The sequence below is a fragment of the Amycolatopsis sp. ATCC 39116 genome, from assembly GCF_000231075.2.
GTDB classification, from domain to species: Bacteria; Actinomycetota; Actinomycetes; order Mycobacteriales; family Pseudonocardiaceae; genus Amycolatopsis_E; species Amycolatopsis_E tucumanensis.
In genome coordinates this window covers 25,905-47,929 of the sequence record NZ_AFWY03000061.1, presented here as the reverse complement: position 1 = coordinate 47,929, position 22,025 = coordinate 25,905, and the positions used below count along the sequence as shown (strand labels likewise).

19 protein-coding genes and 1 riboswitch are annotated in these 22,025 nt (G+C 72.1%); of the genes, 14 read left to right on the top strand and 5 right to left on the bottom strand.

Going from position 1 to position 22,025, the window contains the following annotated elements; genetic code table 11:
• Positions 1-293 precede the first annotated feature (293 nt).
• Positions 294-674 carry a hypothetical protein gene (locus tag AMY39116_RS0336585; RefSeq protein ID WP_020422553.1) on the bottom strand — a complete coding sequence of 127 codons (381 nt, stop codon included), beginning with the start codon at positions 672-674 and terminating at the stop codon, positions 294-296.
• 85 nt (positions 675-759) lie between these two features.
• Here AMY39116_RS0336585 and AMY39116_RS0336580 point away from each other — a divergent pair, with 85 nt between their 5' ends.
• Positions 760-1,629 (top strand): MoxR family ATPase, encoded by an 870-nt coding sequence (locus tag AMY39116_RS0336580; protein WP_020422552.1) that lies wholly within the window; start codon positions 760-762, stop codon positions 1,627-1,629.
• Here AMY39116_RS0336580 and AMY39116_RS0336575 read toward each other — a convergent pair.
• Entirely contained in the window at positions 1,626-3,155 is a 1,530-nt protein-coding gene (locus tag AMY39116_RS0336575; RefSeq protein ID WP_020422551.1) for a 2-isopropylmalate synthase, read from the bottom strand. The two genes, AMY39116_RS0336580 and AMY39116_RS0336575, sit on opposite strands and share 4 nt — an antisense overlap.
• Positions 3,156-3,315: 160 nt before the next feature.
• Here AMY39116_RS0336575 and AMY39116_RS45800 point away from each other — a divergent pair, with 160 nt between their 5' ends.
• Positions 3,316-4,083 (top strand): FadR/GntR family transcriptional regulator, encoded by a 768-nt coding sequence (locus tag AMY39116_RS45800; RefSeq protein WP_202961484.1) that lies wholly within the window; start codon positions 3,316-3,318, stop codon positions 4,081-4,083.
• Here the strand turns inward: AMY39116_RS45800 and AMY39116_RS0336565 are convergent.
• Both AMY39116_RS0336565 and AMY39116_RS0336560 read right to left on the bottom strand, forming a co-directional pair.
• Positions 3,968-4,591: a class I SAM-dependent methyltransferase gene (locus AMY39116_RS0336565; RefSeq protein WP_020422549.1), complete on the bottom strand. Its 624-nt coding sequence runs from the start codon at positions 4,589-4,591 to the stop codon at positions 3,968-3,970. The two genes, AMY39116_RS45800 and AMY39116_RS0336565, sit on opposite strands and share 116 nt — an antisense overlap.
• 368 nt (positions 4,592-4,959) lie before the next feature.
• Complete coding sequence (locus AMY39116_RS0336560; protein ID WP_020422548.1) at positions 4,960-5,616, bottom strand: TetR/AcrR family transcriptional regulator; 657 nt, start codon at positions 5,614-5,616, stop codon at positions 4,960-4,962.
• Positions 5,617-5,677: 61 nt separating this feature from the next.
• Between AMY39116_RS0336560 and AMY39116_RS0336555 the strand changes: the two genes are divergently transcribed.
• The 8 genes from AMY39116_RS0336555 to AMY39116_RS0336520 all read left to right on the top strand — a co-directional run bounded on the left by AMY39116_RS0336555 (position 5,678) and on the right by AMY39116_RS0336520 (position 16,418).
• Positions 5,678-7,171 (top strand): FAD-dependent monooxygenase, encoded by a 1,494-nt coding sequence (locus tag AMY39116_RS0336555; protein WP_020422547.1) that lies wholly within the window; start codon positions 5,678-5,680, stop codon positions 7,169-7,171.
• A gap of 10 nt (positions 7,172-7,181) precedes the next feature.
• Positions 7,182-8,291: a VWA domain-containing protein gene (locus AMY39116_RS0336550; RefSeq protein ID WP_020422546.1), complete on the top strand. Its 1,110-nt coding sequence runs from the start codon at positions 7,182-7,184 to the stop codon at positions 8,289-8,291.
• Positions 8,284-9,396 carry an XdhC/CoxI family protein gene (locus AMY39116_RS0336545; protein ID WP_027936543.1) on the top strand — a complete coding sequence of 371 codons (1,113 nt, stop codon included), beginning with the start codon at positions 8,284-8,286 and terminating at the stop codon, positions 9,394-9,396. The genes AMY39116_RS0336550 and AMY39116_RS0336545 overlap by 8 nt, the downstream gene beginning before the upstream one ends.
• 213 nt (positions 9,397-9,609) lie before the next feature.
• Positions 9,610-10,152: a (2Fe-2S)-binding protein gene (locus tag AMY39116_RS0336540; RefSeq protein ID WP_020422544.1), complete on the top strand. Its 543-nt coding sequence runs from the start codon at positions 9,610-9,612 to the stop codon at positions 10,150-10,152.
• Position 10,153: 1 nt separating this feature from the next.
• Positions 10,154-12,592: a xanthine dehydrogenase family protein molybdopterin-binding subunit gene (locus AMY39116_RS0336535; RefSeq protein ID WP_020422543.1), complete on the top strand. Its 2,439-nt coding sequence runs from the start codon at positions 10,154-10,156 to the stop codon at positions 12,590-12,592.
• Complete coding sequence (locus tag AMY39116_RS0336530) at positions 12,589-13,446, top strand: xanthine dehydrogenase family protein subunit M (RefSeq protein ID WP_020422542.1); 858 nt, start codon at positions 12,589-12,591, stop codon at positions 13,444-13,446. Before AMY39116_RS0336535 ends, AMY39116_RS0336530 begins: the two co-directional genes overlap by 4 nt.
• Before the next feature lie 422 nt (positions 13,447-13,868).
• A complete protein-coding gene (locus AMY39116_RS0336525; RefSeq protein WP_020422541.1) occupies positions 13,869-14,546 on the top strand; it encodes an SRPBCC family protein in 678 nt (225 codons plus the stop codon).
• An 807-nt stretch (positions 14,547-15,353) separates the two neighbouring features.
• The gene (locus tag AMY39116_RS0336520) at positions 15,354-16,418 is read left to right on the top strand and encodes an FAD-dependent oxidoreductase (protein ID WP_020422540.1); all 1,065 of its coding nucleotides are present in this window, start codon (positions 15,354-15,356) and stop codon (positions 16,416-16,418) included.
• A gap of 463 nt (positions 16,419-16,881) precedes the next feature.
• On the opposite strand, the gene AMY39116_RS0336515 is transcribed toward AMY39116_RS0336520, so the two are convergent.
• Entirely contained in the window at positions 16,882-17,694 is an 813-nt protein-coding gene (locus tag AMY39116_RS0336515; protein WP_020422539.1) for an amidohydrolase family protein, read from the bottom strand.
• Between the two features lie 83 nt (positions 17,695-17,777).
• On the opposite strand from AMY39116_RS0336515, the gene AMY39116_RS0336510 reads away from it, so the two are divergent.
• Genes AMY39116_RS0336510 through AMY39116_RS0336495 form a run of 4 tightly spaced genes read left to right on the top strand, consistent with a single transcriptional unit; the run spans position 17,778 to position 21,893 of the window.
• Positions 17,778-19,109: a glutamine synthetase family protein gene (locus tag AMY39116_RS0336510; RefSeq protein ID WP_027936542.1), complete on the top strand. Its 1,332-nt coding sequence runs from the start codon at positions 17,778-17,780 to the stop codon at positions 19,107-19,109.
• A complete protein-coding gene (locus AMY39116_RS0336505; RefSeq protein WP_027936541.1) occupies positions 19,090-19,791 on the top strand; it encodes a gamma-glutamyl-gamma-aminobutyrate hydrolase family protein in 702 nt (233 codons plus the stop codon). The genes AMY39116_RS0336510 and AMY39116_RS0336505 overlap by 20 nt, the downstream gene beginning before the upstream one ends.
• Complete coding sequence (locus AMY39116_RS0336500) at positions 19,782-21,128, top strand: aldehyde dehydrogenase (RefSeq protein WP_020422536.1); 1,347 nt, start codon at positions 19,782-19,784, stop codon at positions 21,126-21,128. The genes AMY39116_RS0336505 and AMY39116_RS0336500 overlap by 10 nt, the downstream gene beginning before the upstream one ends.
• Positions 21,129-21,893, top strand: a complete 765-nt coding sequence (locus AMY39116_RS0336495; RefSeq protein WP_020422535.1) for a 3-oxoacyl-ACP reductase — start codon at positions 21,129-21,131, stop codon at positions 21,891-21,893. It abuts the gene before it with no gap.
• Positions 21,894-21,926: 33 nt separating this feature from the next.
• Positions 21,927-22,021: riboswitch (glycine riboswitch) on the top strand.
• Positions 22,022-22,025 lie beyond the last annotated feature (4 nt).

The following is a 22,025-nucleotide window of genomic DNA, read 5'->3' as shown; positions in this document are numbered from 1 at the left end:
TGCTTCCTGCCGGAACCCGGACCTGCCCGCTAGGCGGCGACCCCCCGCCGATACCAGGCCGCCCGCCGGGTGTCCCGTGGAGTTCGGTGGTCGCCCTTGGCCGGAGGTGGACACCTCAGCGGACCCGGCCCGCTAGGCGGCGTCGATTCCGCGCAGGCTGGCCGGCCCGGCGGGTGTGCCGCCGAGTTCGACGGTCCCCCTTGGTTGCATGAGGACCCCCGGCGGACCTGCCCCGCTGAGCGGCGCCATGCCGTAGGTGCACTTCGCCGGACCCGGGCCCCGAACCCCCCGCGCTAAGCGGCGACCACCCCGCCGACACCGGTCCGCCCCGCGGGTGTCCCCACCAGTTCCACCGTCACCCCGGCCCGCACGCGCTCCCCGAACACCGCCACGATCGCGTCGGTCACCCCGCCCACCAGCCTGGCCACGATGTCGTCCGCGTCCGGGCGCTCGAACGCCGCTTCCCGGATCCCGAAGAGCACCGACGGCGCGGGCGCGGACGCCGGCTTGCCCCCGATGCCCCACCGGTTCGGCGGCACCCCGACCAGCCGCACGACCGCGATCTCCCGCGCCCATTCCCCGTACACGGCGATCGCCTCGGTCAGGCCTCCGATCAGCTCGGTCTCGCGCCCGGCCAGGTCGCTCTCCAGGACGTGCACGGTCAGATGAGGCATCTCAACTCCCAAAGTAGATTTGCAAACAAAGATAATTCCGGGCGGAGTGGCTGTCAACGGCGGGCGAACCCCTTAGGGTGGAGGGGTGAAGGTCAACTCACCCGAAGAGCTGGCGACGGAGCTGGACCGGGTCGGCTACCTGGCCGACGAGGGCGTCGCCACCGCCGCGTTCCTCGCGTTGCGCATGCAGCGCCCGCTGTTCTGCGAAGGCGAACCGGGCACGGGGAAGACCTCGCTGGCCGTGTCGCTGTCGGAGGCGCTCGACCTGCCGCTGGTGCGGTTGCAGTGCCACGAGGGCATCGACGCGGCGCAGGCGCTGTACGAATGGGACTTCCCGCGCCAGCTGCTGCACCTGCGCGCGCTGGAAGCAGGCCGCGAGCACCTGGACGTCGAAGCCGCGGAGCAGTCGCTGTTCACCGAGCGGTTCCTGCTGGCCCGGCCGTTGCTGCGGGCGCTGAAGGAGTCGCCGTGCGTGCTGCTGGTCGACGAGATCGACCGCGCCGACGACGAGTTCGAGGCGTTCCTGCTGCAACTGCTCGACGAGAACGCCGTGACGATCCCGGAGTTCGGCGAGATCCGGGCCGCGCAGCCGCCGCTGGTGCTGCTGACCTCGAACCGGACGCGCGAGGTGCACGACGCGCTGAAGCGGCGCTGCCTCTACCACTGGCTGGAGCACCCCGACCTGGCCCGCGAGGTCGCCATCCTGCGCCGCAGGCTGCCCGGAGTCGGCGAACGGCTCGCGACGCAGGTGGCCGCGGCCGTCCGCCGGCTGCGCGAGCTGGAGCTGCTGAAACCGCCGGGGATCGCCGAGTCGCTGGACTGGGCGCAGGCGCTGCTGGCGCTCAACCGCAGCGAGCTGGACGCGGAGATCGCCGCCCGGACCCTCGGCGCGGTCCTCAAGTACTCCGAGGACCTCGACCGAGTCCGCGCCAAACTCGACACGGTGCTGGCTTAGCCCACCCGGGCGAGGGCTTCCGCGATCGCCTCCGCCTCCGTGCGCCCGCGCCCGCCGATCCACCCGCGCCCGTCCGGCGCCGCGTACTCCACGAACGCGAGCACCTCACCGGAGGCGGTGGCGCAGGCCGTCCGCTCCAGCACCTCCCCGGACACCGCTGGCGAATCCAGGTACACCTCCCGCAGCAGTTCCCACAGCTCCTTCGCCGTCACTTCCGCGCCGGTCCGGTCGGTGTGCCGCTGGACGTGCCGCGCGAAGTCGATCTGCAGCCGCCGTGGGAGTTCGACGCCGTAACCGGTGCTCAGCAGGTGCGCGATACCGCCCTTGCCGGACTGCGAGTTCACCCGGATGACGGCCTCGTAGGTGCGGCCGAGGTCCGCCGGGTCGACCGGCAGGTACGGCACCCGCCACTCCAGCTCCCGTTGCGGCACACCGGCCGCCGCCGCGCGGACCCGGTGCTCGGCGAGGCCCTTGCGGATCGCGTCCTGGTGCGTGCCCGAAAACGCCGTGTGCACGAGGTCGCCCACATAGGGGTGCCGTTCGTGCACGGGCAGCCGCGTGCAGTGCTCCACCGTCCGCCGGATCCGGTCAATGTCCGAGAAGTCGATCATCGGGTCGATCCCCTGCGCGTGCAGGTTCAGCGCGAGCGTGGCGATGTCGACGTTCCCGGTGCGCTCGCCGTTGCCGAAGATGCAGCCCTCGACGCGCTGCGCCCCGGCGAGGAGGGCCAGCTCGGCGCAGGCGATCCCGGTGCCGCGGTCGTTGTGCGGGTGCACGGACAGGATCACCGAGTCGCGCCGGTCGAGGTTCTTCGACACGTACTCGATCTGGTCCGCGTAGACGTTGGGTGTGGCCACCTCGACGGTGGCGGGGAGGTTGAGGATCACCGGCCGGTCCGGGCTCGCGTCCCACAGCGCGGTCATCGTCGAGCACAGGTCGAGCACGTAGTCGGGCTCGGTCAGGTTGAACACCTCGGGCGAGAACTCGAACCGGACCCGGTCGCCGGCCAGCCGCAGCACGTCCTCGCCCGCGGCCACGATCAGCGCCTTCAACTCGTCCCGGTCGCGGCCGAGGACCACCTCGCGCCAGACCGGCGCGGTCGCCGCGTACAGGTGGATCACCACCGGGTTCGGCATCCCGGCGACGGACTCGACTGTGCGCTCGATGAGGTCGCGCCGGGCCGGGGTGAACACGACGATCGTGACGTCCTCCGGCGCGAGGCCGGTTTCCGCGATGAGGCGGACGAAGTCGTAGTCGGTCTGCGAAGCCGACGGGTAGCCGACCTCGATCTCCTTGTAGCCCATCTCGACCATGAGCTCGAAGAAGCGCCGCTTGCGTTCCGGGTCCATCGGTTCGGCGAGTGCCTGGTTGCCGTCCCGCAGGTCGACCGGGACCCACAGCGGCGCCTGCGTGAGCCGGTTGGCCGGCCAGTCCCGTTCGGACAGTGGCACCGGCACGCGGGCGTACACGTCGCGGTACCGGTGGGAGGGCATCGGGGAGGGGTGCTGGGTGTTCCAGCGGTACATGTTCGCGTTCCTCTGGTCGTGGGGTGACGACCGGCGCAGCACGGCTCCCACGGCGGGGAGCCGGTCCGGTCAGGCCCCGCCGTGGCGGCGAAGGAGGAGAACGCGCGTGATCATGGGCTAGAATCTAACACAACTCCGCAGACAAGTAGAGGAGCTGTCGGTGGAACAGGTGCGGCGGCACCGGCTGGCCGAGCAGGCCGCGGATCTGCTGCTGGCGCGGATCCGGTCGGGCGAGTGGCCACTGGGCGCGAAGCTGCCCGGCGAGACGACGCTCGCGCCGCAGCTCGGCGTGGGCCGGTCGACGGTCCGGGAAGCGATCCGCGAGCTGGCGGCGAAGGGTGTGCTGGAGACGCGTCAGGGCGCGGGCGTGTTCGTCCTCGCCCACGACGTGCGGGAGGACTGGGACGCGGTCCTGCGGCGCGCCGGGATCGTCGCGGTGGTGGAAACCCGCATCGCGATCGAGTCCGAAGCGGCTGCGCTGGCGGCCGCGCGCCGCACGCCCGCGGACCTGCGCCGGATCAGGCGCGCGCTGGCCGGCCGCCTGGATCCGGGGTTCGGGATCGAGGAACTCGTCGACGCGGACACGGCCTTCCACCGCGCCGTCGTCGTGGCCGCGCACAACGAGATCCTGGTGGAACTGTTCGACACCGCCGCGCCCCGCGTCCGCCAGGCGATGGTCGACATGCTGCGGCTGCACCCCGGCGGCCCCGACCACGAGGCGCACGCCGGACTGGTGGACGCCATCGCGGCCGGGGACGCGGCCAGGGCTGCCGTGGTGAGCCGGGCTCACCTGGTGTCGATGAAGGAGGCCCTCAGCGCGGGCGGTGCGCGAGCAGGTACGCCTGCGGAGTCGTCTCGTATTCGAACGCGGGCTCGCGGATCAGCCGCGCGGTCACCAGGAGCCCGGCGTCCGCCAGCAGTTCCGTGATGCGGTCCGGCGGCAGGCGGTAGGCGTCGTAGGAAACCGTGTGCCCGTAAGCCTGTTCGAGGCGCTTGCGCTCGTCGCCGACCTGGAACGCCACCATCAGGTGCCCGCCCGGCGCGAGGACCCGCGCGAACTCCGCGAACACCTCCGGCAGCAGCTCCGGCGGCGTGTGGATGATCGAGTAGAACGCGAGGATCCCGCCCAGGCTGGCGTCCTCCAGCGCCAGGTCGGACATGGAGCCGACCTCGAACCGCAGGTGCGGGTAGCGCCGCCGCGCCTCTGCCAGCATGCCGGGCGACAGGTCGATGCCGAACACCGGAACCCCCAGCGAGTCCAGGTACGTCGTCACCCGCCCCGTGCCGCAGCCGATGTCCGCCACCTGCCCGCCGTCGCGGCGCACGTAGTCGGCGAAGAGCCGCAACATCGCCAGGTCCTCCGGAGTCTGCTCCAGGAGGCCTTCGAGGAGTTTCGCGTAGTCGACCGCCACGGTGTCGTAGGCGGCGCGGGTCATGTCGAGATGGGTCACCCGGCGACCGTATCGAGGGTGGGCGGCCGGGGTGGCCCGACTCGCCGCCGGCGTCGGAGAAATCTTTGTCCCGCAACGGTTTCAGCAATGCGCCGAGGCGCAGGCGGGTCACCAGGTCCGGGTTGGCGAGGAACGTGCGGCCGAGGGAGACGAGGTCTGCGCCCGCCCCGTGCGCCTCGACACCGGCGAAGCCCGCGTCGATCGCGTTGCGGGCGGTGGCCGCGAAATTCGCGAGAGTGGGCTGGTGGCCGTCGCGTGTGAACATGGTGATCGGCGCGGCGCCGGCGTGAGCGAACGTTCCCCGCGGTACTCCGAGAAGCCGGTCACCGATCTGCGCGGCGAGCGCGGGCGGATCAACCGGTTGGCCGGCGATCCGCCGCGCTCGCGCGAGGCGATCGCGGCTTCGCCCCACCGAGGCCGTGCTGCAGCAGGTCGAAGGCCCGGTCGATCACCGCGGGCTGGTCGCGGTGCACGTCGTCGGGATCGTCGCCGTCCAGCATGCGGCTGGTCGCCCGCTCGTAGATCGAGTCGATCGCGGCGGTCAGCAGGTTCGCCGTCAGTCGCGCTTCCACCGGGTCGCCGGTCTCCTCGGTCAGCACGTCCGCCAGCATCGCGGCGATCTCGCGGGACTGCTCGTAAGTGCGCGTGACGAGCGCCGGGCTGGCGCGCAGGATTGACAGGAACCCCACCGTCCCCGGCCGCGTCCCGGACAGCGGATGGCGTTGCCGCACCAGTTCGTGGTGGTACCGCCGCAGCGCGGTCACCACGTCCTGACCGGCGGGCCGCTCCCGGACGACCCGCTCCAGTTCGCGGAGCCGGTCGTCGTGCCGGTCGAGGAACAGGTCCTCCTTGCGCGGGAAGTAGTTGAACACGGTCATCTTCGAGACGCCCGCGGCCTCCGCGACCTCGGCGACGGTCACGTTGTCGAAGCCCTTGACGGCGAACAGGCCGGTCGCGACGTCGGAGATGTGCCGTCGCGTGGCCCGCTTCTTCTCTTCGCGCAGTCCCACAGCAGAATCCTATACCGAACCAAAATTTTGATCGAGTAAAAGTTTGTGGCACGATGGGGCCATGGACTTCGACGTGGTGATCTCCGGGGGCGGGCCGGTCGGCCTGATGCTGGCGGGCGAGTTGCGGCTCGGCGGGGTGGACGTGCTGGTCGTGGAGCGGCGGACCGAGATCGATCCGACCCTCAAGGCGGGCTCGATCAACCTCGCGACGGGTGAGGCGCTCTACCGGCGCGGCCTGCTGGAGCGGCTCGAACACGAGACGCGGCAGGGCATGGCGCAGGTGAAAGCGATGCTGTCGCGGGCGAAATCGGCGCCGCCGCCGATCGCCGGGCACTTCGGCGGGATCATGGTCGGCCTCGACCTGGTCGACTTCGCCGACCCCGCGTTCCGGGACGCGGGTCCGGCCGCCAACCTGCAGCTGGTGGGCCAGCAGACCGTGGAGAAGGTGCTGGCGGAGCACGCGACCGGCCTGGGGGCGGTCGTGCGCCGGGGCGCCGAGGTCACCGGGTTCGATGCGGACGACGACGGCGTGACGGTCTTCGTCGGCGGCGACCGGGTCCGCGCGGGCTGGCTCGTCGGCTGCGACGGTGGCCGCAGCCTGGTGCGCAAGCTGGCCGGGTTCGACTTCCCCGGCACCGATCCGGAGATCACCGGACGCCAGGCGCTGGCCGACCTGGACGGCGCGGACGCGCTCGGATTGGGCTGGCACCGCACGAGCACCGGCGTCTACGTGCACGGCCCGCTGCCGGGACGGATCCTGACCGTCGAGTTCGACGGCCCGCCAGCGGACCGCACGTCGCCGGTCACGGTCGCCGAGCTGCAGGACAGCATCCGCCGGGTGTCCGGAGTGGACGTCACGGTCAGGTCGATCCGCAGCGCCACGCGGTTCACCGACAACGCCCGCCAGGCCACCACCTACCGCCGGGGCCGGGTGCTGCTCGCCGGCGACGCGGCGCACGTCCACTCGCCGTTCGGCGGGCAGGGGCTCAACCTCGGCATCGGCGACGCGGTCAACCTCGGCTGGAAACTCGCCGCGACGGTGCGCGGCGACGCGCCGGACGGGCTGCTCGACACCTACCCGGTCGAACGGCACCCGATCGGCGAGTGGGTGCTGGAGTGGACCCGCGCGCAGATCGCGGCGATGCGGCCCGATCCGCACGCCAAGGCCCTGCGGTCGGTGCTCACCGACCTGCTCGCCACCGGCGACGGGGCGACGTACCTGGCGAAGAAGCTGTCCGGGGTGCTGCACCGCTACCCGGTCGGCAGCGACCACGACCTGGCCGGCAAGAGCGCGCCGGACTTCGAGTTCACCGACGGCAGCCGTCTCGCCGACCACTGCCGCGACGGCCGGGCCGTCCTGATCGGCGCGCGGATCGACGACGAGCGGGTCCGCCCGGCGCCGGGGGAAGTCGTCGGGCGGCCCGATCTCAAGGCCCTGATCAGGCCCGACGGGCACGTCGCGTGGGCAGCAGAGGACGGCGGCACGGCCGGTCTGGAGGAGGCGTTCGCGACCTGGTTCGGCACGCGGAACCCCTCACATCGGATTTTCGCGTAACAATGAACACGTGAGCACCCAGGACCCGCTGGCCGGATTCGTCGGCTTCGCCACCGCGCTGCGCGAAGCCGGCGTCGCCTGCGGGCCGCAGCGGGTGCAGGCCTACCTCGACGCGGTCGAGCGGCTCGACGTCGGCGAGGCGGACCAGCTGTACTGGGCGGGCAGGCTGACGCTGTGCTCGGACCCGGACGACCTGATCCGCTACGACGACGCGTTCGCGCAGTGGTTCGCCGCCGCGCCACCGGAACCGCGGCCGGCCACCGTCCGCCGCGAGCAGCGGTCCCGCATGGCCGCACTGGTGTCGCAGTCCGCGGGCCAGGGCGAGGCCGAGTCGGACGACGAGCAGCTGCGCGTCGCCGCCACGGACGCGGAAGTGCTGCGGGAACGCGACCTCGCGGAGCTGACCAAGGCCGAACGCGAGCACCTGCGGGAGCTGATGGCGGTGCTGCGGCCGCAACCGCCGATGCGGAAGTCCCTGCGCAGCAGGGCCGCGCGCCGCGGCGCGCTCGACCCCGGCCGGACGTTGCGCGCGATGCTGGCGGGCGGTGGCGAACCGGTCCGGCTCGCGCACCGGAACCGGTCCACCCGCCCGCGCCGGGTGGTGCTGCTGCTCGACGTGTCCGGGTCGATGAGCCCGTACGCCGACTCGCTGCTGCGGTTCGCGCACGTGGTCGTGCGCCGCGCGCCGGCCGCCGTCGAGGTGTTCACCCTCGGCACCCGGCTGACCAGGGTGTCCCGGCAGCTGCGGCAGCGCGATCCGGAACGCGCGATGCTCGCCGCGGGCACCGCGGTGCCCGACTTCGCCGGCGGCACCCGGCTCGGCGAGACGTTGCGGATCTTCCTGGACCGGTGGGGGCAGCGCGGGCTCGCGCGCCGCGCCGTCGTCACGGTGTTCTCCGACGGCTGGGAGCGCGGCGACCCCAGCCTCCTCGGCGAGCAGATGGCCCGGATGCGCCGCCTGGCGCACGCGGTGTTCTGGGTGAACCCGCACGCGGGACGCGAAGGCTACGCTCCGGTGCAGTCCGGCATCGCGGCCGCGCTCCCGCACGTCGACCGCTTGCTGGCCGGCCACAGCCTGGCCACCCTGGAACGACTGCTGCTGGAGATCCGCGATGCATGATGTGCTCGACGAGTTGTACAAGCGCTGGCGCGAGGGCGAAGCCGTCGGCGTCGGCACGGTCGTGGCGACCTTCTCCTCGGCGCCCCGCGCGCCGGGCGCCGCGATGCTGGTCACCGAGGACGGCACGGCGGTCGGCAGCGTGTCCGGCGGCTGCGTCGAGGGCGCGGTGTACGAGCTGGCGCAACAGGTGGTCGCCGACCGCGAGCCGGTGCTGCAGCGCTACGGCGTCAGCGACGACGACGCGTTCGCGGTGGGCCTGACCTGCGGCGGGATCATCGACATCTACGTCGAGCGGATCGACAGGGAGACCCTGCCCGAGCTGGGCGACGTCGTCGACTCGGTGCACCGCGGGGAGCCGGTCGCGGTGGTCACCGTGATCGAGCACGAGGACCCGGAGCGGCGCGGGCGGCACATGATCGTGTGGCCGGACCGGACCGCGGGGACGCTCGGCACCGACCGGATCGACGACGCGGTCGCCGACGACGCGCGCGGCCTGCTCGCCAACGGGCGCACCGGAACGCTGCACTACGGGCTCGAGGGCGAGCGGCGCGGCGAGGGCATGGCGGTGTTCGTCAACTCCTTCGAACCGCAGCCGCGGATGCTGGTGTTCGGCGCGATCGACTTCGCGGCCGCGATGGCCCGCATGGGCGCCTACCTCGGTTACCAGGTCACGGTGTGCGACGCGCGTCCGGTTTTCGCCACCGCGTCGCGGTTCCCGGACGCCGACGACGTCGTGGTGGACTGGCCGCACCGCTACCTCAAGGCGGAGGCGGAGGCCGGCCGCATCGACCGGCGGACCGTGATCGCGGTGCTCACCCACGACCCGAAGTTCGACGTGCCGCTGCTGGAGGTCGCCTTGCGGCTGGACGTCGGCTACATCGGGGCGATGGGGTCGCGGCGCACGCACGACGACCGCCTCACCCGCTTGCGGGAGGCGGGATTGACAGAGGCGGAACTGTCGCGATTGGCCTCGCCGATCGGACTCGACCTGGGCGCCCGCACACCGGAGGAGACCGCGGTGTCGATCGCCGCGGAGATCATCGCGTTGCGGTGGGGCGGCGGCGGGAAGCGGCTCACGGAGTTGTCCGGGCGGATCCACGGCTGACCCTGTCGTGCGGCCACGACTGGCCCTTTCGCAGGCCTGCGACTGGTCAATTCGTACGAGCCGTTTCCGCGGTTGCGGTGGTGGAGCCGGGTTTTTCCGTGCAGGTGCGGGAGTCGGGGTGAAGTGTCACCCAACCAGGACTTGTCCGAACGGCACGGAAGTAGCACGCTCGCTTGTGAAGCCGATCACCCAGCTCCCACCACTGGAGGCCTCATGCGCATCACCGTCAACGTGGACGGAACCAGTTACACCGACGAGGTCGAACCCCGCACGTTGCTCGTTCACTACCTGAGGGAGACGCTCGGGAAAGTCGGCACCGTCATCGGGTGCGACACCAGCAACTGCGGTGCCTGCACCGTGCACCTCAACGGCCAGAGCGTGAAGTCCTGCTCGGTTCTCGCCGTGCAGGCCGACGGTGCCGAGGTGACGACCATCGAGGGCCTGGCCCGCGACGGCAAGCTCCACCCGGTCCAGGAAGCGTTCCACGACAACCACGCCCTGCAGTGCGGGTTCTGCACGCCGGGCATGATCATGCAGTCGATCGACCTGCTCGCCGACAACCCGAACCCGGACGAGCACGCCGTGCGCGAGGGGCTCGAGGGCAACCTGTGCCGCTGCACCGGTTACCAGAACATCGTTCGCGCCGTGCGGGACGCGGCGCAGCGGATGAGCCCGGGCGCGGGGCCGGAGGCCGAGCGCGTGTCCGGTGACGACGTCACCCGCGCGCCCAGCGCGTTCGCGGGCGGGGGCGAGTGACATGACGTCGACGATCGAACCCGAGGTCGGCAAGGCGCGCACCCGCAAGGAGGACGCGCGGCTCATCACCGGCCGCACGCGCTGGACCGACAACATCACGCTGCCCGGGATGCTGCACGTGGCGATCCTGCGCAGCCCGTTCGCCCACGCCCGGATCAGTTCCATCGACACGGCCGCGGCGCGGGACATGCCGGGCGTCGTCGCCGTCTACACGGCCCGCGACCTCGACCCGGACAGCGCGATCGGCATGCCGTGCGCGTGGCCGATCACGCCGGACATGAAGCAGCCGCGGCGGCCCGTGCTGGCCGCCGACCGGGTCAACTTCGCCGGCGAGGGCGTCGCGGTGGTCGTGGCCCGCAGCAAGGCCGAGGCCGCCGACGCGCTCGAGGCGATCGACGTGGACTACGAGGAACTGCCCGTGGTCCTCGGCCTGGAGAACGCGATCGCCGACGACGCGCCGCTGGTGCACGAGGAGCTGGGCACCAACAAGCAGGCGACGTGGGTCTTCGACTCGGCCGAGGCCGGCACGGGCGGCAACGTCGAGGAAGCGCTGTCCGGCGGCGAGGTCGTGCTCAAGCGGCGGTTCCGCCAGCAGCGCCTGGTGCCCGCGTTCATGGAGCCGCGCTCGGTCGTGGTCGACCCGACCGGCACCCAGATCACCATGTGGTCGGCCACCCAGGTGCCGCACATCCTCAAGACGATGACGGCGCTGACGCTCGGCATCCCCGAGCACAAGCTGCGTGTCATCGCGCCGGACGTCGGCGGCGGGTTCGGCGGCAAGATCGCCGTGCTGCCCGAGGAGACCATGGCGGTCCTCATCGCGCAGAAGCTCGGCAAGCCGGTCAAGTGGACCGAGACCCGCTCGGAATGCATGCAGACCGCGCACCACGGCCGCGACCAGATCCAGGACATCTCGATCAGCGCGAACCGCGACGGCACGATCACCGGCCTCAAGGTCGAGCTGCTGGCCGACATGGGCGCCTACAACGGGCTCGTCGGGCCGGGCGTGCCGATCCTGGGCGCGTTCATGTTCAACGCGATCTACAAGATCCCGGCCTACCACTTCGCCTGCACGAACGTGTTCACCAACACCACGCTCACCGACGCCTACCGCGGCGCCGGGCGGCCGGAGGCCACGTTCGCGATCGAGCGGATGATGGACGAGCTGGCCGCCGAGCTTGGCATGGACCCGCTGGAGCTGCGCGAGAAGAACTGGATCAAGCACGAGGAGTTCCCGTTCACCACGGTCTGCGGGCTGACCTACGACTCGGGCAACTACGAGGCCGCCACCGAGCGCGCCAAGGAGCTGTTCGACTACGAGGGGCTGCGCCGGGAGCAGCAGGAACGCCGTGAGCGCAAGGATCCGGTGCAGCTGGGCATCGGCATCTCGACGTTCACCGAGATGTGCGGGCTGGCGCCGTCGCGGGTGCTCGGGTCGCTGGACTACGGCGCAGGCGGCTGGGAGCACGCGGCGATCCGCGTGCTGCCGACCGGCAAGGTCGAGGTCGTCACCGGCGCCTCCGCCCACGGGCAGGGGCACGAGACGGCGTGGAGCCAGATCGTGGCCGACCGGCTCGGCGTCGCGTTCGAGGACATCGAGGTCATCCACGGCGACACGCAGTCCTCGCACAAGGGCATGGACACCTACGGTTCGCGGTCGCTGGCCGTCGGGGGCATCGCGGTGGTCAAGGCCGCCGAGAAGGTCGTCGACAAGGCCCGCACGATCGCCGCGCACCTGCTGGAGTGCTCGCCGGACGACCTGGAGTTCGAGGGCGGCAAGTTCACCGTCCGCGGCACGGACACGTCGACGACGATCCAGGACGTCGCGTTCGCGACGTTCGCCGCGCACAACCTGCCCGAGGGCATGGAGCCCACGCTGGACTCCGAGGCCGTGTTCGACCCGGAGAACTTCTCGTTCCCGCACGGCACGCACCTGTGCGCCGCCGAGGTGGACACCGAGACCGGGCGGGTGCGGCTGCGCTCGTACGTGTGCGTGGACGACGTGGGCAAGGTGGTCAACCCGCTGATCGTGGAGGGGCAGGTGCACGGCGGTCTCGCCCAGGGCATCGCGCAGGCCCTCTACGAGGAGGCGGTGTTCGACGAGAGCGGCACGCTGACCACCGGCACGTTCGCCGACTACCTGCTGCCCTCGGCGGCCGACCTGCCGTCGTTCGTCACCGACCGCACCGAGACGGCGGCGACGTCGAACCCGCTCGGCGTCAAGGGCGTCGGCGAGGCGGGCACGATCGCCTCCACCCCGGCGGTGGTCAACGCGGTCGTGGACGCCGTGCGGCAGTTCGGGGTCAACGACATCGAGATGCCGTGTTCGCCCATGCGGGTGTGGTCGGCGATCCACCGCGGTCGTACCGACGCCGGCGGTGTCGGCGCGGAGGCCGGCGGCGGACTGGGTTCCATCGACGCTTCGGGAGGTGCGCAGTGATCCCCGCTGCCTTCGACTACGTCGCGCCGTCCACTGTGGACGAGGCGGTGCAGGCACTGGCCGCGGCCGGTGAGGACGCCAAGGTGCTGGCCGGTGGGCAGAGCCTGCTGCCGGTGCTGCGGATGCGGCTGGCCGCGCCGACGACCCTCATCGATCTCGGCAGGATCACCGAGCTGCGGGGCGTCCGCGACGACGGCGACGCGATCGTGATCGGCGCCATGACCACGCACTACGACGTGCAGCGCGACCAGCTGGTCGCCGAGCACGCCGCGTTGCTGGCCAGGGCGACCGACACGGTGGCCGACCCGCAGGTGCGGCACCGCGGCACGTTCGGCGGTTCGATCGCGCACGCGGACCCGGCAGGCGACCTGCTGGCCCCCGCGCTGGCGATGGACGCCGAGATGGTGATCGCGAGCAGCAGCGGCAGGCGGACCGTGTCCGCGGCGGAGTTCTTCCAGGACTTCTTCACGACGGTGCTGGAGCCGGGCGAGATCCTGGTCGAGATCCGCGTGCCGAAGCACACCGGGTGGAAGGCGCACTACGAGAAGTTCAACCGGGTCGCCCAGGCGTGGTCGATGGTCGCGGTGGCGGCCACGGTCCGCACGGACGGCGACACGATCGCCGAGGCCCGGGTCGCGCTGACGAACATGGCGTCGGTGCCGGTGCGGGCCACCGCGGTCGAGCAGGCCCTGGTGGGCCAGTCGGCGTCCGACGACACGATCCGCGCCGCGGCCGCCCACGCCGCCGAAGGCACCAGCCCCACGGCGGACGGCAACGCGGACGTGGAGTACCGGCAGGAGCTGGCCAAGGTGCTGACGGGCCGCGCGGTCTCGGCAGCGCTGGCCGCCGTGTAGGCCCAGCCCCCGCGGCCGCCCCCGCCCGGGGCGGCCGCGGGCGCAGGCCACCACCTGCGAGGCGGCCGCGGGGAGGTCGTGCCCCCGTCAGCCACCGGCGGCGCGCGCGTGAAGCTCCCGTCGGCGGGCGCTGGCCGTGCGAGTCTCGTGCCCCCGGCCGGGCACCCGGCCGCGCGGGCCTCCTCACTCCCACCGCGCGTGCCTGGCCACCACGCCGACCCCTCACATCTGGAGACCCCCGTTCCACCCGGCTCCCAACCTCGTCCGGCGCCAGGCCCCGAACGCACCAATGTGATCATCCGACCGCCGTTCCCCCACGCGGGGAGCGCCGATCCGGGTCCCTCGAAGTCACGCACACGCCGGTTCCGGCACTAAGGTGGCTGCGAGGGACTTGAAGCTTTCTGGAGAAGGGAGGTCGGCCCGTGCGGCTCGACCATGAATTCACCGTTCCGGCCCCGCCCGCCGAGGTGTGGAAGGCGGTCACCGACCCGGAACGCGTTGCCCCCTGCATGCCGGGTGCGACCCTGACGAAGGTCGAGGGCGAGACGTTCACCGGCACGGTCAAGGTGAAGCTGGGGCCGATCTCCCTGCTGTACAAGGGCTCCGGCGAGTTCCTGGAGACCGACGAGCAGGCCCGCAGGATCGTGATCAAGGCCTCCGGCAAGGACTCGCGAGGAGCAGGCACCGCGGCGGCGACCGTCACGGTGACGCTGTCCGAGGAGAACGGCGGGACGAAGGGTTCCGTGGCGACGGACCTGAACGTGACCGGCCGCCCGGCACAGTTCGGCCGCGGCATGATCTCCGAGGTCGGCGGCAAGATCCTGGACCAGTTCGCGACGAACCTGGCCGACCGCCTCGGCTCGGCGGAGACCCCAGCGACCCCGGCCGAGGAGAAGCCGGCCGAGTCCGGGGTGACCACCGAACCGGCCCCGGAGAAGCCCAAGCTGGAGACGGTGAAGCCCCAGCCGCAGGAAGCCGAGGCGATCGACCTCTTCGAGTACGCGGGCAGCTCCATCGGCAAGCGCCTGGCCCCGGTACTCGCCGGAGTCGCCGCGGTGCTCGGCATCGTGGCGATCGTGCGCCTGATCCGCCGCCGCTGAGGCCCAGCGCCGAGCGGGCGCCCCACCTGCTCGGCGCACCTCCACACGACACCCGGGCACGCCAGCCGCCCACCCGAGTTCACCACGTACGCACTGCCCGCCACGCGGCGCGCCCTGCGGGGCCCCAGATCCAGCCGCCCGGCTGGCGACTGCCTACGCCTTGCGCAGATCCCGCCGCCCCGCCCGGCTGGTTGCCACGCGCCCTCGCGCCAGCCCTTCCGACCGGGCCCCCGCGCGCGCCCGCGTTGCGCCATCACGCCCTCGCGTGCCGCAGCCCCTCCGACTGGGCACTTCCGCGCGCTCGCGCCGGGTTGTGACGCCGCGCCCGGGCTGTGACGCCGCAGCCGCGTTGCGACACCGCGGCCAGGCTGCGACACCGCGCCCTCGCGCCAGCCCCTCCGACCGAGCACCCCCGCGCGCTGGCGCGCCGGCGTTGCGACACCGCGGCCAGGCTGCGACACCACGCCCTCGTGCCAGCCCCCGACCGGGCACCTCCGCGCGCTCGCGCGCCCGTGTTGCGACACTGCGCCCGGGCCGCAACACCGCGCCCGGACTGTGACACCACGCCTGCGCTGCGACACCACACCCGCGCTGCGACATGGCGGCCGCGCTCCGACACCGCGCCCGCGCGCGACAGCGCGGCCCCGGCGTCGCGCCCTACCCCCGGCGCAAGCCCGCTTCGCGCCCCTGGCATCCACCCGGCGCAGCCCGCGCCAGGTCCACTGCACACCACGCGTGCCGGTCCCGCCCGGCGTGCCGCGCGCCACGCTGGGGAAGTGGGCCGTCGCAGGCGATGTTGTACCTGTCGTGCGTACCGAAACCGACGTCGTGGTGATCGGGGCGGGGCAGGCCGGCCTGTCGGCCGCCTACTTCCTCCGGCGGTCCGGCCTGGAGTTCGTCGTCCTCGATCGGGACTCCTCGCCGGGCGGGGCGTGGCAGCATCGGTGGCCCTCCCTGCGGCTGGACAAGGTCCACAAGTTCCACGACCTGCCCGGCATGGCCTTCGACGAGCAGGACGAGCACCGGATGGCGTCGGAGGTCGTCGCGGAGTACTTCGCGCGCTACGAGCGTGCCTTCGAGCTGCCGGTGCGGCGCCCGGTCGAGGTGGTCACCGTCCGGGACGCGGGTGAACGGCTCCTCGTCGAGAGCGCCGGCGGCGACAGCTGGGCCGCCCCCGCCGTGATCAACGCGAGCGGCACCTGGACCCGCCCGTTCTGGCCGCACTACCCCGGCCAGGAGACCTTCACCGGTCGCCAGCTGCACACCGCCGACTACCGCAGCGCTGAGGAGTTCCGCGGGCAGCACGTGCTGGTCGTCGGCGGCGGGACGTCGGCCGTGCAGCTGCTCATCGAGATCGCCGAGTTCGCGAGCGGCACCACCTGGGTGACCCGCCGCCCGCCGGTTTTCAAGGACGTCGAGTTCAGCCCCGAGCTGGGCCGCGAAGCCGTGGCGCAGGTCGAGCGCCGCGTGCGGGCCGGGCTGCCGCCGGGGAGCGTGGTGAGCGTGACCGGCCTGATGCGCACGCCCCAGGTGCGCGACGCCGAGGCCCGCGGGATCCTCGACCGGAAGCCGATGTTCGACCACCTGACCCCGACGGGAGTGGTGTGGCCGGACGGGACCGAGCAGCGAGTCGACGCGATCCTCTGGGCGACCGGTTTCCGCGCCGCGCTGGACCACCTCGCGCCACTGCACCTGCGCGAACCCGGCGGCGGCATCCGGATGGACGGCACCCGCGCAGCCGCCGAACCCCGCCTGCACCTGGTCGGCTACGGCCCATCAGCGAGCACGATCGGCGCGAACCGAGCGGGCCGCGCAGCAGTCCGCGAGATCCGGCAGCTGCTCGAAACCCCCAAGGTGGCCGCGGCGAGCTGAGCGGCTCGCCGGGCGCGGCTGCCCGGGGGCGAGACCGGCACGGGCACACCGGGGGTGGCCGCGATGCGGCTGGTTCCGTGTGGGTGCCGGGGGCTGCACGGGATGGGGTGACTGGACGCGCCGGGGGCGGCGGTGCGGCTGGCTGGGGTGGCTGCCGGGGTAGCCGCGGCGGCGCGGGATGGGCCTACCGGGGAACGGTGCGGGCGCACCGGGGGGCGATGCGGCTGGGTCCGTGTGGGTACCGGGGTTGCACGGGATGGGGTGGCTGGACGCGCCGGTGCGGCTGGCTGGGGCGACTGCCGGGGTAGCCGCGGCGGCGCGGGGTGCGCCCGCAGGGGACAGCGCGGGCGCACCGGAGTGGCCGCGATGCGGCTGGTTCGGAGCGGGTACCGGCGAGCGGGCCTGCACAGACTGAGGGATTGGGACCGTCAGTTCGGCAGCGCGAACTGGGGGATTGGGACCGTCAGTTCGGCAGCGCGAACACCCTCCGCGCGTTCCCACCCAGAAAAGCCTCCCGCGCGGAAACCCCCAGCTCCAGCGCCGGCAGCTGCTTCAGGGCCTGGGCCGGGGTGAGCATCGGGTAGTTGCTGCCGAACATGACGCGCGTCCGGCCGCGGTCGCGCATGTACTCGACCAGCTCGGCGGGCAGCCGGTGCACCGCGTAGGCCGACGTGTCCACGTAGAAGTTCGGGTACTTCGCCGCCAGGGACAGGACCTCCGCCATCCACGGGTAGCCCACGTGACCGCCCACTACGACCAGCTCCGGGAAGTCCAGCAGCACCTCGTCGAGGTAGGGGATCGGCCGCCCGGGCTCCGACGGGCACCGCGGGCCGGTGTGGCCGATCTGCGTGCAGAAGGGCACGTCCTCCTCCACACAGGCCACGTAAACCGGGTAGTAGCGGCGGTCGTTCGGCGGCAGGTTCCACAGCCACGGCGCCACCCGCACCCCGACGAAACCGTTCCGCACGCACCTCCGGATCTCCCGCACCGCCCGCACCGGGTCCGTCAGGTCTACCGTCGCGACCCCCGCGAACCGGTCCGGGTGCGCCGCCATCAGCTCCGCCACCTCGTCGTTCGTGATCAGCGCGCCGCCCGGCCCGTGCCAGGCCGACAGCAGCCCGACCCGCACCCCGGCCTCGTCCATCGCGTCGAGCGTCGCCCTCAGCTGGGGCGCCCTGCGGGACGTGTTCGTCCACCGCACCAGCGTCTCCAGCCACGGCTGGTCCATGAAGCCCTGGTTCGGCTGCTGCATCCACACGTCGACCACGTCAGCCATCGCTCACCCTCCCAGCGGCCCCGGCGAAGATCCGCTTGACAGCATCCCACGCCCACCCCAAGGGTTGTCACATGAACAAGGGCATGCTCACCCTCGACCAGCTCCGCGAACTGGCCGAGGAGGGCACCGTGGACACCGTGCTCGTCGCGATGACCGACATGCAGGGCCGCCTCCAGGGCAAGCGCTGCTCAGCTGAGTACTTCCTCAACGAGGTCGTCACCCACGCCACCGAAGCCTGCAACTACCTCCTCGCCGTCGACGTCGACATGAACACCGTCGACGGCTACGCGATCTCGAGCTGGGAAAGCGGTTACGGCGACTTCGTCCTCCGCCCGGACCTGTCCACGCTCCGCCGCGTGCCCTGGCACGACGGGACCGCCCTCGTGCTTTGCGACGTCGAGCGCGTCGAGGGTGGCGAGGTCACCGCGTCGCCCCGGCAGGTCCTGCGCCGCCAGCTCGACCGGCTCGCCCAGCGTGACCTCGCCGCGTTCGTCGGCACCGAGCTGGAGTTCATCGTCTTCGACGACACCTACGAGCAGGCCTGGCGCGGCGGCTACCGCGACCTGACACCCGCCAACCAGTACAATGTGGACTATTCGATGCTCGGCACCGCCAGGCTGGAGCCGTTGCTGCGCCGCATCCGCAACGACATGGCCGGCGCGGGCATGTACGTCGAGTCCGCCAAGGGCGAGTGCAACCCCGGTCAGCACGAGATCGCGTTCCGCTTCGACGAGGCCCTGCGCACCTGCGACAACCACAGCATCTACAAGACCGGCGCGAAGGAGATCGCCGCGCAGGAGAACCGCAGCCTCACCTTCATGGCCAAGTACAACGAGCGCGAGGGCAACTCCTGCCACATCCACCTCAGCCTGCGCGGCACGGACGGCACCCCGGTGTTCGCGCAGGATCCCGCGCTGATGCGGCACTTCATCGCCGGGCAGCTGGCCTGTCTGCGCGAACTGACCTACTTCCTCGCGCCGAACATCAACTCCTACAAGCGGTTCGTGCCCGGCAGCTTCGCGCCGACCGCTGTCGCCTGGGGCACCGACAACCGCACCTGCGCGCTGCGCGTCGTCGGGCACGGCGAGTCCCTGCGGGTGGAGAACCGGGTGCCCGGCGGCGACGTCAACCCCTACCTCGCCGTCGCCGCGATCATCGCCGCCGGCCTGCACGGCATCGAGAACGAGCTGCCCCTGGACGACGAGTTCACCGGCAACGCCTACCACTCGGACAAGCCGACCGTGCCGACTACGCTGAGGGAGGCGGCGGAGCTGCTGGTCGACAGCAAGGTCGCCCGCGAGGCGTTCGGCGAGGACGTCGTCGAGCACTACCTCAACGCGGCCCGGGTCGAGCTCACCGCCTTCGATGCCGCCGTCACCGACTGGGAGCGCCAGCGTGGGTTCGAACGCCTCTGATAAGCCGCTCATCGGGCTGACCACCTACACGGAAAAAGCGAGCTGGGGCGTCTGGCACACCGGCGCCGCACTCCTCCCGCGTTCCTATGTGGACGCGACAAGCAACGCCGGTGGCATCCCGGTCCTGCTCCCAACGGGGAACACACAGGCACTGTCCGCTGTGGACGCCCTCGTCCTGACCGGCGGAGCGGACGTCGAGCCCGCGCGCTACGGCCAAGAGCCCGAGGACAAGACCGTCACCCGCCCCGAACGCGACGACGCCGAGTTCGCCCTCGCACGCGCCGCCCTCGACCGAGGTCTGCCGGTGCTCGGCGTGTGCCGCGGCATGCAGGTCCTCAACGTCGCCCTCGGCGGCAGCCTGATCCAGCACCTGCCGGACCGCGTCGGCCACACCGGGCACCAGCCGTCGCCGGGCGTCTACGGCCCGACGCACGTCACCCTGGCCGAAGGCAGCCGGATCGCGGGCATCCTCGGCGCCGACGCGAAGTGCCAGTGCTACCACCACCAGGCCGTCGACCGGCTCGGTGACGGCCTGCGCGCCGTCGGCCACGCCGCGGACGGCACGATCGAAGCCGTCGAGCTGCCGGGCGCGGGGTTCGTGGTCGGCGTGCAGTGGCACCCGGAAGAAGACACGCAGGAGACCCGGTTGTTCGCGGCGTTGGTGGAGGCGGCGTGCAGGTGATCGACCCGGCCACCGAGGACGTCATCACCGACGTCCCGCTGGCCACGGAAGAGGAAGCCGACGCCGCGATCGCCAAGGCGCGCAAGGCGTTCCCCGCGTGGCGGGACACCGCCCCCGGCGACCGCGCCCGCCTGCTGCGCCGCTTCGCCGAAGCCGTCGACGGCGACCTGGAGAACCTCGCGCGCCTGGAGGTGCGCAACTCCGGCCACACGATCGGCAACGCCCGCTGGGAGGCCGGCAACGTCCGCGACGTGCTGCACTACTACGCCGCCGCGCCGGAACGCCTGCTCGGGCAGCAGATCCCCGTCGCGGGCGGGCTGGACGTCACCTTCCACGAGCCGCTGGGCGTGGTCGGCCTGATCGTGCCGTGGAACTTCCCGATGCCGATAGCGGGTTGGGGCCTCGCGCCCGCCCTCGCCGCCGGCAACACCGTCGTCCTCAAGCCCGCCGAGCTGACCCCGCTCACCGCGCTCCGCCTCGCCGAGCTGGCCCGCGACGCCGGGATCCCGGAGGGCGTCTTCCAGGTCGTGCCCGGCGCGGGCCCGGTCGTCGGGCAGCGGTTCGTCACCCACCCGGACGTACGCAAGGTGGTCTTCACCGGGTCCACCGCGGTCGGCAAGCAGGTCATGGCAGGCTGCGCCGAGCAGGTCAAGCGCGTGACGCTGGAGCTGGGCGGCAAGAGCGCGAACATCGTCTTCGCCGACGCCGACCTGGAGAAAGCCGCCGCCACCGCGCCCTACGGCGTGTTCGACAACGCGGGCCAGGACTGCTGCGCCCGCTCCCGCATCCTCGTCCAGGACACCGTCTACGACCGGTTCCTGGAGTTGCTGGAGCCCGCCGTGCGGAACCTCGTCGTCGGCGACCCCGGCGACGAGAAGTCCGAGATGGGCCCGCTGATCTCGGCCGCGCACCGCGAAAAGGTCGCCTCCTACCTCGACGACGCCGAGGTCGCCATCCGCGGCAGCGCACCCGACGGCCCGGGCTTCTGGTTCCCGCCCACCGTCGTGACGAAGCCGGGCGAGCGCCTGCTGACCGAGGAGGTCTTCGGCCCGGTCGTCGCGGTGGTGCCGTTCCGTGACGAGGCGGACGCGGTGCGCATCGCCAACGACACCACCTTCGGGTTGTCCGGCTCGATCTGGACCCGCGACGTGGGCCGGGCTCTGCGCGTGTCTCGCGCCGTCGAGGCGGGCAATCTGTCGGTCAACTCGCACTCGTCGGTGCGCTACTGGACGCCCTTCGGCGGCTTCAAGCAGTCCGGTCTCGGCCGCGAGCTGGGCCCGGACGCACTGCACGCGTTCACCGACGTCAAGAACGTCTTCATCAGCACGGAGGAATAGATGCAGCGGTTCGACGGCCGGGTCGTCGTGATCACCGGCGGCGGCAGCGGGATCGGCCTGGCGACCGCCCGCCGCCTGGCGAGCGAGGGCGCGAAGGTGGTGGTCGCCGACATCGACGCCGACGCGGGAAAGAAGGCGGCCGCCGAGGTCGGCGGCGAGTTCGTCCCCACCGACGTGACCAGCGAGGAGCAGGTCGAGGCCCTCTTCCAGACCGCGGTCGACCGCTTCGGCTCCCTCGACGTCGCGTTCAACAACGCCGGCATCTCCCCGCCGGAGGACGACTCGATCCTCACCACCGGTGTCGACGCCTGGCAGAAGGTCCAGCAGGTCAACCTGACCTCGGTGTACCTGTGCTGCAAGTACGCCATCCCGCACATGCGGCGGCAGGGCAAGGGCTCGATCGTCAACACCGCGTCTTTCGTGGCGGTGATGGGCGCCGCGACCTCGCAGATCTCCTACACCGCGTCCAAGGGTGGCGTGCTGGCGATGACCCGCGAGCTGGGCGTCCAGTTCGCCCGCGAGGGCATCCGGGTCAACGCGCTGTGCCCCGGACCGGTGAACACGCCGCTGCTGCGCGAGCTGTTCGCCAAGGACCCGGAGCGGGCCGCGCGCCGCCTGGTGCACGTGCCGCTGGGCCGCTTCGCCGAGCCGGAGGAGATCGCCGCCGCCGTGGCCTTCCTGGCCAGCGACGATGCGTCGTTCATCACGGCGTCGCAGTTCCTGGTGGACGGCGGTATCTCGGGCGCGTACGTTACCCCGCTGTAGACTGAAGCCGGACAACTGAACAGCAGGCCGTCACGAGCCGGAGCGGGAGAGTCCCCAGGTCAGCCCTGGGGCGCCGAAGGAGCAACTTCCCCGCCAATCTCTCAGGTACCAGTTACCGCTCCGCGCCAGGCC

Bases quoted from the DNA above. Each gene is read 5' to 3' on its own strand.
- AMY39116_RS0336540 (WP_020422544.1), top strand. From the start codon at position 9,610: ATGCGCATCACCGTCAACGTGGACGGAACCAGTTACACCGACGAGGTC.
- AMY39116_RS0336585 (WP_020422553.1), bottom strand. From the start codon at position 674: ATGCCTCATCTGACCGTGCACGTCCTGGAGAGCGACCTGGCCGGGCGC.
- AMY39116_RS0336565 (WP_020422549.1), bottom strand. From the start codon at position 4,591: ATGACCCGCGCCGCCTACGACACCGTGGCGGTCGACTACGCGAAACTC.
- AMY39116_RS0336545 (WP_027936543.1), top strand. From the start codon at position 8,284: ATGCATGATGTGCTCGACGAGTTGTACAAGCGCTGGCGCGAGGGCGAA.
- AMY39116_RS0336535 (WP_020422543.1), top strand. From the start codon at position 10,154: ATGACGTCGACGATCGAACCCGAGGTCGGCAAGGCGCGCACCCGCAAG.
- AMY39116_RS0336515 (WP_020422539.1), bottom strand. From the start codon at position 17,694: ATGGCTGACGTGGTCGACGTGTGGATGCAGCAGCCGAACCAGGGCTTC.
- AMY39116_RS0336510 (WP_027936542.1), top strand. From the start codon at position 17,778: ATGCTCACCCTCGACCAGCTCCGCGAACTGGCCGAGGAGGGCACCGTG.
- AMY39116_RS0336575 (WP_020422551.1), bottom strand. From the start codon at position 3,155: ATGTACCGCTGGAACACCCAGCACCCCTCCCCGATGCCCTCCCACCGG.
- AMY39116_RS0336495 (WP_020422535.1), top strand. From the start codon at position 21,129: ATGCAGCGGTTCGACGGCCGGGTCGTCGTGATCACCGGCGGCGGCAGC.
- AMY39116_RS0336555 (WP_020422547.1), top strand. From the start codon at position 5,678: ATGGACTTCGACGTGGTGATCTCCGGGGGCGGGCCGGTCGGCCTGATG.